The following is a 13,047-nucleotide window of genomic DNA, read 5'->3' as shown; positions in this document are numbered from 1 at the left end:
TATTAAATTGTAAAATCATTCTAATGCATTAATAGCTTATTTTATGATTAAATTTCCATTATGATACTATAATAATTACATTCCTCTTCCTGAGTTTTGCTGTTCTATTTTTTTTCTTTGTGCTTCCATAGCTTTTGCCAATCCTTCTTTATGCTTATCTCCTTCCTGAGGTATTTGTTTACCAATATCTTTTGCCTCTTTTTTTACAATATTTGGAATTGACGGAGGAGGAGGTGAGACAGGAAGACCGCTCCCAGGCATTGGAGGCGGTACCGGTATAGTACCACTAGGCATAGTTGGAGTATTTTTTGAAGATTGATTCACGGCTTCTGCTTGCTGCTGCTTTATCTTCTCTTCTTTCATACGTTTTATAGCTGCTAATGCTCCTTGTTGCTGTAAATCTGCAGCTGTCGGTTCTCCTTTCGTAGGCGATGCGGGGTTATTTTTATTATCAAACTTTTTTTCTCTATCTGCAGCACTATTAATAGTATTATATACTTTTTCTATAGCTTTAAATTGATTATTAATAGATTCCAATTCTGCAACAATTTTCCATCTTTCTTCTCTAGTAATATTAGAATTAGATTTTTTTTCTTCAAGCCCCTTTTTCTTATCTTCTAATTCTTTCTGTTTTTGCTTTAATTCTTCTAAAATTTTTGCATGATTATCTGTTTGAATTTTAGGTTCTTTATTTTGACTTATTGGAGTATCAATATTTTGCTTTCTTTGCACACTTTTCCATGCTAACTCTTCTATAAAAGAATTAAATTTTGGCTTTTCTACTGGTTGAGATGAACTCTTTATTAGTATTTCTACCGGCTTTATTCCTATCTCTGCTTGTGTAAGATCTTCAAAACTCTCTTTAGAAGCCAAAGGTTTTTCAGGTATTTGTTGATTTGTTTGCTGTACAATTGCGGTAATTTCTTTAATATTTTTATGTAGTTCTGCAATAGAACTAGCTCTTTCTAATTCTTGTTTAGGATTTATAATATTCTCATACCGACTCTTTAAATCTTCTTTTAAATAATCATAAGTTGCTTTAATAGATGTTACTTTAGTGTCAAAGCTTGCGGTAATTTGTGCTGCTAATTTTAATGATTGTTCTGAAGGCTGCTTTCCTTCTTCACTTAAAGGCTGAATTATGATTTTAGACTTTTCTCCTAAAAACCATCTTGAAAATACACTTGGTGTATAGACTTGAATTGCTGCTTTACCGCCTTTCTCATCTTTAACTATTACACTTCCTTCATAACCGGTAAACTTATTAAGCAATGTTTTAGGGTTCTTAAATTCTGCCGTTAAATTATTATTTTGTAATTTAGAAAAGCTGTCTTGAATATTTCGTGTTTCTTTTAAGAATTTATTTAATTTTTTAAAAGTTTGATCATTTTGCGAACTGATATTATCTATCTCATAACCAGGACTACTATCTACAAAATTTAGTACGAAAGGTTTAGCTTTTATTCCAGCATATATCTTTTTCAAAAAATTATCATTGAAATTTTGACTTTCGTTAGTACCTTTTAAATTATTCTTTAACTGCTCCAAAGTCATTTTTTTCGGTTCGGCAATACTAGGATTATGCAAGTCTGTATTAAGCATAATTGTTTGGTAAGCTAGTATATATGCAGCATCCTTACTTTTTATTTCACCGTTTAAATTTTGTTCATAATAGTTTGTTCCAAAACTTTCGACTAACCTATCTATTTTTTGAGCTTCGCCCGGTAATTTAAATGATTGTAAAAACCCACGTAAACTTTCTAAATAATCTTTTTCTTTAAAATTAAATTGCTTAGTAAAACTCTCTAATACTTTTTTATTATCGCCTCCATCTGTTCCAAGATAATCTCCTACACACTCTAAATTTAGATTACTTTTTTCCTCATAAAAAAATTTAGCAGTTTCTTCTGCAAAATCTTTATTATTATCAGCACACCATTGTTTAATTCTTACAATTCCGCTTTTTGGCTTATCATTAAAAAGTTTCATTACTGCGTTTTTTACTAATGAGTCCATTTGATCCATCCCAAGTTAATTAAATATCTAGTCATTAAAAACCTTTTATAGATTCAACACAAGTAAAAGCCGCAATTTTTAATATTTTACTATCTGTTACTGTGGCTTGTAGGATTTTATTCAGAAATTGATATTAACAAACAATATAATTTTAGAGGCTAATTGATAAGATTTTTGCAAGAATAGTTATTCATATTTCAAAAAAATCTTATAATTCGCAGCAAAAAAATTAAATTATTGGTTTAAATTTATTTATAGATAGCCTCTTAAACCTCTTTTATAGCCTCAACGCAAGCAAAAGTTGCTATTTTTAGTATTTCATTAGCTGTGGCTGTAGCTTGAAGTATTTGAACGGGTTTTTCAAAACCGTTTGTTATAGGACCTATGAAGCTATTGGATGAAAATTCTTGTAATAATTCAGTAGAAATAGCCGCTGAATTTAAACCAGGCATAATTAATACATTTGCAGATCCTGATAATCTACAAAATTTATATAATTTACGTAAATCACCGTCTAAAGCTAACTTAACCGACATTTCTCCATCATATTCAAAATCTACTTTCATGCCGCTCAGCTCTTTTTTATCTTTACTAAAATTATCTAGTATATTTACTGCTTCACAAATACGAGCTGTTTTTTCCTTAGAAGCATTACCGAAGCTGGAAAAAGAAAGAAGAGCAACTCTTGGGGTCATCCCCATATTTTTAGCAATTTCTGCAGTTTGTGTTGCTATTTGAGCAAGCTCTAAGCTGTTTGGATATTCAGTAATACAATTATCAGAAATAATAATATTATTGTCTTTAGCAATCATAATTGAATAGCCAAGGATTCTACGATTAGGCTTTGGCGAAATTACTTTCATGATATCTTCTAAACTATCGATATAGCTTTTAGTAACACCGGTTAAAAGAGCATCACCGTCACCGCAAGCTACCATACAAGCAGCAAAAATATTCTTATCTGTTTTAACAAGTTTAGCACAATCACGATATAAATAGCCTTTTCTCTGAAGTCTTTTATACAAATAATCAATATATTTCTCTAAACTATCAGTTAAAGCTGCATTCATTATTTGAATTCCGTCTAAGCTAATATCTTGACCTATCTTTTTTAACGTAGCCTCAATTCGCTCAACACGACCGATTATAATCGGATGACCGTATTTCTCATCTCGCATCATAAGGGCGGCAGAAATTACTTCTTCTTCTTCACCTTCAGCAAAAACAATCCGCTTAAGCGGTGCATTATGAATTTTTTCAGCTAAGAAATTCATATAGTTAGCAGTATGGTTTAATCTACTACCCAATTCTTTCTTATATTTACCTATACTAAAATCTTTAACCCTAGCAACGCCGCTTTCTATTGCAGCAACGGCAACTGCCGCTGCTACTACGATAATTAAACGAGGATCAAACGGTACGGGAATAATATATTCCTTACCAAAAACCATCTTACGCCCTGAGTAAGCTTTATACACCTCTTCCGGTACAGGTCTACGGGCTAAATCTGCAATAGCTTTTGCTGCAGCTATTTTCATTTCCGTATTAATGGTCCTTGCTCTTACGTCTAATGCTCCTCTAAAAATATAAGGAAATCCCATAACATTATTAATCTGATTATTGTAATCAGATCGCCCTGTTGCTATAATTGCATCATCTCGCACAAGCTTTATATCTTCAGGGGTAATTTCCGGATCAGGGTTAGCCATAGCAAAAATAATAGGATTATTTGCCATCCCTTTCACCATCTCTTTAGTTACCACCCCTTTTACCGATAACCCTATAAATACATCTGCATTATTTAAGCTTTCTGCTAAAGTTCTAAACTTGGTATCGCTTGCATATAGCTCTTTCCATTTATTCATACCTTCTAGGCGTCCTTTGTACACAACACCTTTAGTATCACATAAAATAATCTTTGATTTATCGGCTCCAAGAGCAATTAATAAATCAATGCAAGCAATAGCAGCGGCCCCTGCTCCATTTACTACTATTTTTAGACCTCCAAGCTTGCGATTAGTAAGATATGCTGCATTTATTAGCCCTGCAGCGGTAATAATCGCCGTTCCATGCTGATCGTCATGAAAGACCGGTATATCCATTAAAGATTTTAATTTTTCTTCTATAATAAAACATTCAGGAGCTTTAATATCTTCGAGGTTAATACCGCCGAAGCTATAACTAAGATATTTTACAGCATTAATAAATTCTTCAGGGTCTTCCGTATTCACTTCCAAGTCAATTGCATCAATATCGGCAAATTTTTTGAATAGTACGGCTTTACCTTCCATTACCGGTTTTGAAGCAGCTGCTCCTAAATTACCAAGCCCAAGTACTGCAGTACCGTTAGAGATTACGGCAACTAAATTACCACGAGCGGTATATTTATATACATCCTCTAAATTTTTGGCAATTTCAAGGCAAGGAGCTGCAACACCTGGTGAATAAGCAAGCGATAAATCTTGCTGAGTAACTAAAGACTTTGTAGCAGTAATAGCAATTTTACCAGGCTTATCTTTTTCATGATATTCAAGGGCCTCAGCATAATTTATTTTATTCATTTCATCCATTTTAGAAATTCCTGTTTTGTTTGTTTTTCTTGTGTCACCCCCCGTAACTTGACCACAGGGTCTTGTATCACAGGCTGCGTCCTGAGATACCGCGATCAAGTCGCGGTATGACATTCAAAATCCCTATCCCATCACATACATAATAATTGATATAGTCACTACCGAGAAAAAAGTAGTAAATGTTATAATCGATGCCATAGAGTCAGGATCACCGTCAAGCTGACGAGATAAAACATAAGCCGTACTTGCACATGGAAGACAGCTATATAATATCCCAACCGATCTATCTATCCCCTCAATTGACATTAACCATAATACTATTACACTAACTAAAGGGAATGCAACTAATTTAATAAAGCTTGTAAACACTACATTATGTAACAGCTCTTGTCTAATAGTAAAATTAAGCCCTGCTCCAACATTTAACATACCAATCGCTAAAGCGGCATTAGAAAGGCTATCTAGCGTTTTCTTAAGCCCTAAATGTAATTCAAGATTTGAGTAATTAAAAATGAATCCTACTACACTTGCAATAATTAACGGATTACGCACAATTAATTTCATCATTAAAACAAAGCTAGTTCTAATAGTATTAGTAACGGATTTATTAGGGATATAATAAGCGAAAATCATTACCGATAAAATATTGGTAAAAATAATCATATAAGAGGAAATAACAGCAACAATAGAAAGCCCGCTAGGACCAAGCAAAGGGCTACTCACTCCAAAAAAAGTGTAGCTACTATAACGAATTGATCCTTGAAAAATGGAAGTAAATTGGACTTTATCTATATTGTATTTTTTTTGGTAAATTATAAGACCGATTGATACAAGGATAGTGGAAATAATAAGAGCCACTACTAACTTAATTATCGATGCAACGCTTAAGTCGGCAGTAGATACATAATTAAAAAGCATGGCAGGGAATAGTACGAAATACGATAATTTCTCAATACCACGCCAAAACTCTTCTGAAATTAACCATTTATTTTTGATAATACTACCAAGAAGCGTAATTAAAAAAATAGGTAACGTACTACAAAAAATTTCATTCATTTGTTAATAGTTTTTATTTTCTGTGTCATCCCGCGACTTGATTGCAGGATCCAGTCTTTTTTATTTTGTGCTAGATACCATGGTCAAGCCACAGTATGACAGAGTAACTTCCCTTCGACCAACTTCTTCGTTTCCTGCGCCCCGTAAAGCTTTATAAAAGTTCCGAGTCTTGGACCTTCGCTTTGCCCAAGCAATATCTGATATAAATCTTTAAAGTAATCACGCAGATTTTCATATCCTGCTTTCATTCCTATATCATATATTGCTTTCTGAATGCTTTCCGCCTCTGTTTGATCAGATATATCAGATAACATATCTAATATATCCTGTAAAATAACCTTATGCTTTTCAGAAGGAGCTAAATATGATTTATGTGCTTTAATAAAGTCATTATAGTATCTTATAGCAAATTCTGCTAAGTGGTCAAGATAAGGGCTAGTATTTGGAGTTGCTTTTGGCTCATATTTGCTAATAAATCCCCAAAGTACCGATTTATCGGAAGGATTACACACAGAAGTAAGATTTAAAAGCAATGCATAGGTAATGCCAAAAGTCTCAATTTTCGGTACATTCCCGTGATGTATGTGATAAACTGGATTTGCAAAACGCCTTGCCCTATCATCTTCTAAATGATATGTCTGATTAAAAGTAATATATTCATCAACATTTTTAGGAATTACATCAAAAAACAAACGCTTAGCTCTAGTCGGGTTTTGGTACATAAATAATGCCATACTTTCAATGGGAGCATATTTAAGCCAATCATCAACACTAATACTATTACCTTTTGATTTTGATATTTTCTCACCGTTTTCATCTAAAAATAGCTCATAACATAGCTGTACCGGCGGCTTACCTCCTAGGATTCGGCAAATTTCTGAATAAAGTCGAGCATTTGCTAGATGATCTTTGCCGTACATTTCATAATCAACTTTAAGAGCAGCCCAGCGCATACCGAAATCCGGCTTCCACTGTAATTTACAATGCCCTCCCGTTACCGGTACTTCTATATAATTACCGGCTTCGTCTTTATATGTAACAGTACCTACTTTAGCATCCCATTTCTCTATAGGTACTTGCAGTACCTTACCTGTTTTCGGGCATATAGGCATGAAAGGCGAATATGTAGCCTTTCGCTCTTCTCTAAAAGTCGGTAGCATCAGCTCCATTATCTTGTCATATTTCTCTAGCACTCTTATCAGCATTTTATCAAACATACCGGCTTTATAACAGTTAGTACTGCTATAAAATTCATACTTAAAACCGAATTTATCAAGGAATGAGCGAAGCTTCGCGTTCATATAATGTCCATAACTTTCACCCTCACCGAACGGATCAGGGATAGAAGTAAGCGGCATATCCATATACCCAGCTACCATTTCAGGATTTGGGATATTACTAGGAATTTTACGAAGTCCGTCCATATCATCAGAAAAGCAAATTAGCTTAGTAGGAATATCGGATAATTGCTCGAACGCTTTCTGCACCATCACCATACGTGCATTTTCACCAAAAGTACCTATATGAGGCAAACCTGAAGGACCGTACCCTGTTTCAAATAATACGTAACCTTTTTCAGGAGTTTTACCGTTTAAGCTGTCTAATATTTTCTTAGCCTCAACAAAAGGCCAAGCGTTTGACTTAATAGCATCTTCCCAAATTTCTGACATTTATTTTTCTTGCACTTTAATTAATAATCAGTAACAATATACTAAATTTATTTATTTGTAAAATATCACTTGAATTTTTTAATGTCATCCCATGGCTTGACCACGGGATCCAGTCTTTGTAGTTTTTTCTGATACCGCGGTCAAGCCGCGGGATGACATTGAGTTCATATACTTAACCATAACCTTAAAAAACCATGCCATTTACTACTATTATAAATTACATCAGAAAAGATAGCTATAAAGTTCTACATTTAGGACTAATTGCAATTTCTATAATAGCACTTGCTACCGCTTATATTGCTGAATATATATTCCATTATACACCCTGCCCTTTATGCGTTTATGAAAGGTTTCCCTATTTAACGCTAATCAAAATTTGCTTAACTGCTTTAATCATCAGACAATTAAGCGAATATACGCTCATATTCATTTTCCTAACCATTCTTAGCTCTTGCATATTATCAACATATCATAGCTTCGTAGAAAGAGGAATAGTACAACCAAGTGCTCTTTGCTCATCGATGATCCGTATCCCGAAAGGCTTGTCTATACAACACATCAAGCAAATGTTCTACTCTCAGCCAATCACTTCCTGCACGAAACCCGCAATCAAAATCTTCGGTATTTCTATGACAGAGTATAATCTACTCTTAAATATCGGTCTTCTAATCTGTTTACTCCTGGTGTGGTTTTATCCAAAAAAATCTTAGTTTTAAAGCAACAGCAATTAATTTCATGCTCACTTTCGTGGAGATGTATTGTTGTATAGACCAGGAAATCCATTCGGTGTCATCCCATGGCTTGACCACGTGATCCAAGAGACAACTAACGCTACCTCAAATATTAAATTTCATTAATTAATAATTAAAAAGTTAATGATTGGCTTGCAGAAATTAAAAATATTGTGTATAATACCAGCACGACAAAATAAATACTTAAACCCAAAAAGGATATTTATATGCCAAAAAAAACAGAAAATAATATTAATAATGAAAGACTTCCAGATGGAAGCACCTCTTTACACAACGAAGTACGTGCAAGAAATGTAAAGGCTATTAAGCTTTTAATTACCTAAGGTACAAATTTTAATATTCAGATGATCAAGGAAAAACTCCTTTAGATTATGCACCTACAGAAGAAATTAAACAAATCTTAACTACAGCAATGTGGGTAAACCAAACATTGACTTACTCTAATGTAGATAAATATATTTAATGACTAAAAAATACTTATATTAAAAATGAGTCAGATAAGGAAAAAGCTATTGATATATTATTTAGTGATCCTGATATTGAAGATAATGTAAGAGCGATAGTGATAGAAGAAATTTGGAATTATAAAGTTAATAGTAATAATGAAGTAGCAGCACCGGCACCAATAACAACCACTACTTCTACAGAAATAGCAGATGAGGATAATGTACGTGCACCGATTCCTGCAAGATTCGATATCTTAATTGAACCAACAAGCACTGCGACAGATGAAAAATTATCTGCTGATGTAAAAAAGTGTCTCTTTAACGGTGAAGATCTAATGAAAGTTATGAATTCATTAGAATACTACCATAATATCTCGTCAACGAAAATAGAAGAATTAACAAATTATATTTGTGAATACGCTTTTGGCACTAATTTAGCAGGCGATATTAATATTGAATTGTAAAATCTCTCTAAGTTCTTTTAAAGAAAAACCTGGTGGTTTTAGGTAGTCTAGTACTACCTTACCACTATCAAGTACTATAAGCCTTTTACCGTAATTTACGGCATCTTCCAAATTATGTGTGATCATAACGGAAGTTATCTTATGCTTCTCTATAATCTCTGCTGTTTTTTTCATCACTTCCAAAGAAGCTTTCGGGTCTAAACTTGCGGTATGCTCGTCTAGAAATAATATTTTAGGCGGATGAGCTATGCTAAATGCCAACAATATAATCTGCTTTTCTCCGCCGGAAAATTTACCAAGCGGCTGTGAAAGTAATGATAAAAAACGCTGAGGTGAGCCGGTAAGTTCTAGCACCTCGCTAAAACTTAACCGTTCATTACTAGGGAATCTACTTTCCCATAGGGTAATATTTTCCTCAAGCGTTAGCTCGGTAAATAACCTCTCTTCAGCTTTTTGTGTTAGTGTAACCAGCGTACGAGCTTTCTGAGCTTTAGGTATTTTATTGATTCTGATTTGATCTAAAAATACTTTTCCACTAGTAGGCTTCAAATAACCGGCAAGTATTTTAGCTAAAGTAGACTTACCGCTCCCGTTATGACCTAATATTACGATAAACTCTTCTTTAGCAATATTTAAAGTAGTTTCAGTAATTATAGGCTCGGTTCTTTCTCTAACTTTGAACTCTATATTTTCTGCATATAAATAAGGTTTCATAATTTTGTCTTTTAAAGCGTTTTTATATTGATATCATTCCTGCTTAGGCGGGAATCCAGAAACAAGCGAGATAACCTAAGCTTTTAACCAACTTTAAAGTACTGAATTCCTGCTGTGTCGCGAGAATGACATAAACGAGCCATGCAACAACACCTGCAGTCGCACACAACAATGACTCTAGTATCCACGCAATTACTTCTTACTCACCGTACTGAGCGAAATAAACAATACTATCCCTAAAATAAGCTTAAGGTTTATAGGATCGATGCCAATTCGGAGTAAAATGCTCAGAGCAATAAAGTAAAATAATATACCTACAAAACAAGAAAATATCTCTTTAAATGCATTGAAATTATTAGCATGGATTAAAATATGCCGCCCTATAACAATTGCACCGATACCAACTAGTGCCACCCCAAAACCCATATTAATATCGGCAAAACCGTTTATTTGTGCCGATAAAGTGCCAGTTAAAGCAGCTAGGCAGTTGCTTATGCTAAGCCCAAGCATGCGATAAAACTCGGCAGGTTTTCCTAAATTAATCAATAAATCTTTATTAAAACCAAAAGCACGAAGAAATAAACCAAGCTTACCTTTCAATAAAATTATAACAGCAGATATAATAAGACAATTAATTATTATTAAAGGTATTAACCAATTTTCAAGATCTAATATAGATAACAGAGTCGGCATACCGAGAACCGATATATTAGGACGCTGCATAATTTGTAAGTTAACGGAATAAAGCATAAAACTTGCAAGTATTCCGGATATCAGCCCGTTAATGCGGTTATTTTTCTGCATAAAACTAACTATGCTGCCGATAATTCCGCCTGATATTACGGCAAATATTAATGCAGGAAATAACCCCAATGAAATAGTGCGGGCAAATACAGCAGCTCCTAGTACATAAGTACCGTCTACGGTAAGATCAGTAAGTTTTAGAATACGATAACTTATATACATTCCTAAAATAAGCGGCAGCATTATTAAGGATTGCTCAAGAGCAGTAACTAAAATGTTCATGTTACTACTCTGTAAGTTCTTTTTTAGTAAAAGGAAGTACGGATAAATTTTCCTTAGTCAGAATATCTTGTTTAACAAATGATTTAAGGTTAATAAATAAAGTTAAGTCTTGCATATCCCTAAATGGAATATCTTTCGGCTCTATTCCTTGTAAGATTTTTTTTGCCATTAAACCTGCTTCTACGCCTATTTGCTTCTCTTGTACTCCTACCGCAATAGTTGCCCCGCTAATTACCGACCCTTCATCGGAAGCAATGATAGGAATACGGCGTTTAAATGCTTCTTGCTTTACAATATTAATTCCGCTGACTATTAAGTGATCTTTTAAAATTATAAAACTCTGCGTATTTTCAGGAGCATTTTTTACAGCGACCAGCATATCATTTAAATTTTGTATCATTACCGTGTGCAGAGAAATATTGTTTTTTCCAGCATATAATTTTAACATTTCTACTTCAGGTATAACTTTCTCGCTACTGCTATAAATTAAAGTGATATTCTGTAAAAAAGGTAATTTACTAAAGGTGTCGGTGATTTTTATCTCATCGTTAACACCGGTAACTAAAGGTAGGTTTTTACTGCTAATCATAGCAGCAGCACAAACAATCGGTTTATTTGTTATATGAGAAATAACAGTTTGGCTGGCTGTTGTGCCTATTGGAATTATTACATCAATATCCTGATCTTTTATTTGCTTTATAATAGCAAGTAAAATATTAGAATCAGCATGAGCATTTTTAACTATAATTTCTGCATCTATATCTTTTAGCGACTCTTTAATTCCTAATATAATCTCGGTCATTGCAGTATGTTCAAGTGGAACAATAATTGCTACTTTTTTTTGATCCGCATAAATTGCAGCTGCGATAAATAAAACAAAAAGAAAAGAAAAAAATTTTTGAAAAATATTAGAGATAAACATTTTAATATCCTGTAATAAGTTATAATTTAATAATCAAAATCTAAATTTGCATATAGCAAACATATAAACGCAAACAATTATCTACGCCAACGCCAATTTTGTATTAAACTATTAGCCTTTAAAGATATCATAAATATTTTTAACTGTAGAAATATAAAGTAAAGATAAAAAACTTATCTTTCTTTGACTAAAAGCTAAATAGTCAAGAAAGCTCTACCTTAGAGGCTATCTGTAAATAAATTGTAAGGCTAATTAAATTATTTTTTGCTGTAAATAGTAAGATTTGTTTAAAATACCAATAATATTCTTTCAAAAATCTTATCAATTTTTGCTAAAAAAGCTTTTTAACTACTAATTAAACTTATTTACAGATAACCTCCTAACCTTTAATGTCTAGCACCATTTTAAGATTATGTCAATAACCAATAAATAGTATTACCTAAAAGAATTGCCTGAGATAGCCTATACCTCGATGTTATTAGTGCTTCTGCGAAAAGTTATTATTGCATCAAGTTGCTGCGTGGATCGATTGTACCTCTGTCATCCCGTGGCTTGACCTTATAGTACCGAAACAGTTTTTGTTCTATGTCATTTCCCGCGTAGGCGGGAATCCAGTAAAGTACAGCTTCTAAACAAACCTATGTAATAAAAAATCTTTAAAATTAAAGATTTTTTAGTCTGGATACCCGCTTTTAGCTAGGATGACATAGAGCTCTTTAAAAAAATGTCCAGTACTATGGGCTTAACCACGGGAGCTAGTTAAAAATACTAAAATTATTAGTATTTTTATTGTTTTTATGGACCCAACGTGGTCAAGCGAACTAGGTGACACAGTGGGTTTTACTGCTCCTCGCAAAGCATTGTTGCTTGGACCGGTTTTCCAGTCATTGCAAGGAAATTACAGAGTAATTGACAAAGCAATACAGTTAAAAATTCTGATTTACAGAATTTTTTTATTATTTTTTCTGGATTATCACGTCGCTTCGCTCCTTGCAATGACAGTTCAGATATCCACGCAGGCAATACCCGCTTGCAATGACGATTCAGTACTTATGAAGCAAGGCTTGCAAAATGAACAAGAAATTCATTTCTTAAACTCTGTATTTCCTGTTTGTTCTAATACCGTTTGCCCTATTAATTGCGATAGAACATCTTGACCTGCAGTCCAGCTTACTGGCAGCTCTTCACCTGTTAAACCGGTATCATAACGATCATTAATCTTAACAAAAGACATACTTTGGCAATGCTAAGTCAATGAAAATTGAAATATTATTCACAAGGTATAGATACTGATCTGACAAGTTCAATTATTATTTTTCTAATATTTGGATTTTGTACTCTAGTAAATGCTCTAGTTAACGATAAAAGTTCTCTTGCCATAGTCATTGATATTGCCCTTCTTCTTCAGTAG

At 33.5% G+C, this 13,047-nt stretch carries 9 protein-coding genes and 1 pseudogene; 2 read left to right on the top strand and 8 right to left on the bottom strand.

The window, feature by feature from the left end; translation table 11 throughout:
* Positions 1–75 precede the first annotated feature (75 nt).
* From ralF to A452_RS0102315, 4 genes are all read right to left on the bottom strand, one after another.
* The gene (ralF, locus tag A452_RS0102330; RefSeq protein ID WP_014412868.1) at positions 76–2,016 is read right to left on the bottom strand and encodes a T4SS guanine nucleotide exchange effector RalF; all 1,941 of its coding nucleotides are present in this window, start codon (positions 2,014–2,016) and stop codon (positions 76–78) included.
* A 266-nt stretch (positions 2,017–2,282) separates the two neighbouring features.
* The gene (locus tag A452_RS0102325) at positions 2,283–4,586 is read right to left on the bottom strand and encodes an NADP-dependent malic enzyme (RefSeq protein ID WP_014412869.1); all 2,304 of its coding nucleotides are present in this window, start codon (positions 4,584–4,586) and stop codon (positions 2,283–2,285) included.
* Positions 4,587–4,709: 123 nt separating this feature from the next.
* Positions 4,710–5,642 carry an AEC family transporter gene (locus A452_RS0102320; protein ID WP_014412870.1) on the bottom strand — a complete coding sequence of 311 codons (933 nt, stop codon included), beginning with the start codon at positions 5,640–5,642 and terminating at the stop codon, positions 4,710–4,712.
* A gap of 83 nt (positions 5,643–5,725) precedes the next feature.
* Positions 5,726–7,312, bottom strand: coding sequence for a lysine--tRNA ligase (locus tag A452_RS0102315; RefSeq protein ID WP_014412871.1), 1,587 nt, complete (start codon positions 7,310–7,312; stop codon positions 5,726–5,728).
* A gap of 194 nt (positions 7,313–7,506) precedes the next feature.
* On the opposite strand from A452_RS0102315, the gene A452_RS09500 reads away from it, so the two are divergent.
* Together A452_RS09500 and A452_RS0102305 are read left to right on the top strand one after the other, a co-directional pair.
* Positions 7,507–8,022 carry a disulfide bond formation protein B gene (locus tag A452_RS09500; protein ID WP_014412872.1) on the top strand — a complete coding sequence of 172 codons (516 nt, stop codon included), beginning with the start codon at positions 7,507–7,509 and terminating at the stop codon, positions 8,020–8,022.
* A gap of 604 nt (positions 8,023–8,626) precedes the next feature.
* Complete coding sequence (locus A452_RS0102305) at positions 8,627–8,974, top strand: hypothetical protein (protein ID WP_014412873.1); 348 nt, start codon at positions 8,627–8,629, stop codon at positions 8,972–8,974.
* On the opposite strand, the gene A452_RS0102300 is transcribed toward A452_RS0102305, so the two are convergent.
* The 4 genes and pseudogenes from A452_RS0102300 to A452_RS0102285 all read right to left on the bottom strand — a co-directional run.
* Entirely contained in the window at positions 8,945–9,688 is a 744-nt protein-coding gene (locus tag A452_RS0102300; protein WP_014412874.1) for an ATP-binding cassette domain-containing protein, read from the bottom strand. The two genes, A452_RS0102305 and A452_RS0102300, sit on opposite strands and share 30 nt — an antisense overlap.
* 192 nt (positions 9,689–9,880) lie before the next feature.
* Complete coding sequence (locus tag A452_RS0102295) at positions 9,881–10,714, bottom strand: ABC transporter permease (RefSeq protein WP_014412875.1); 834 nt, start codon at positions 10,712–10,714, stop codon at positions 9,881–9,883.
* A gap of 4 nt (positions 10,715–10,718) precedes the next feature.
* Positions 10,719–11,636: an ABC transporter substrate binding protein gene (locus A452_RS0102290; RefSeq protein ID WP_014412876.1), complete on the bottom strand. Its 918-nt coding sequence runs from the start codon at positions 11,634–11,636 to the stop codon at positions 10,719–10,721.
* Positions 11,637–12,720: 1,084 nt separating this feature from the next.
* Positions 12,721–12,852 (bottom strand): annotated as a pseudogene (locus A452_RS0102285) (negative regulator of beta-lactamase); the annotation flags it as partial.
* Between the last annotated feature and the right edge of the window lie 195 nt (positions 12,853–13,047).

The organism is Rickettsia australis str. Phillips, assembly GCF_000273745.1.
Lineage (GTDB): Bacteria > Pseudomonadota > Alphaproteobacteria > Rickettsiales > Rickettsiaceae > Rickettsia > Rickettsia australis.
Note: the sequence above shows the minus strand (reverse complement) of the source record. Positions and strands in the feature narration are given on the sequence as shown.

Excerpts from the sequence above, each read along its gene's own strand:
- A452_RS0102315 (WP_014412871.1), bottom strand. The coding sequence starts at position 7,312 with ATGTCAGAAATTTGGGAAGATGCTATTAAGTCAAACGCTTGGCCTTTT.
- A452_RS09500 (WP_014412872.1), top strand. The coding sequence starts at position 7,507 with ATGCCATTTACTACTATTATAAATTACATCAGAAAAGATAGCTATAAA.
- A452_RS0102290 (WP_014412876.1), bottom strand. The coding sequence starts at position 11,636 with ATGTTTATCTCTAATATTTTTCAAAAATTTTTTTCTTTTCTTTTTGTT.
- ralF (WP_014412868.1), bottom strand. The coding sequence starts at position 2,016 with ATGGACTCATTAGTAAAAAACGCAGTAATGAAACTTTTTAATGATAAG.
- A452_RS0102295 (WP_014412875.1), bottom strand. The coding sequence starts at position 10,714 with ATGAACATTTTAGTTACTGCTCTTGAGCAATCCTTAATAATGCTGCCG.
- A452_RS0102325 (WP_014412869.1), bottom strand. The coding sequence starts at position 4,586 with ATGGATGAAATGAATAAAATAAATTATGCTGAGGCCCTTGAATATCAT.
- A452_RS0102300 (WP_014412874.1), bottom strand. The coding sequence starts at position 9,688 with ATGAAACCTTATTTATATGCAGAAAATATAGAGTTCAAAGTTAGAGAA.
- A452_RS0102320 (WP_014412870.1), bottom strand. The coding sequence starts at position 5,642 with ATGAATGAAATTTTTTGTAGTACGTTACCTATTTTTTTAATTACGCTT.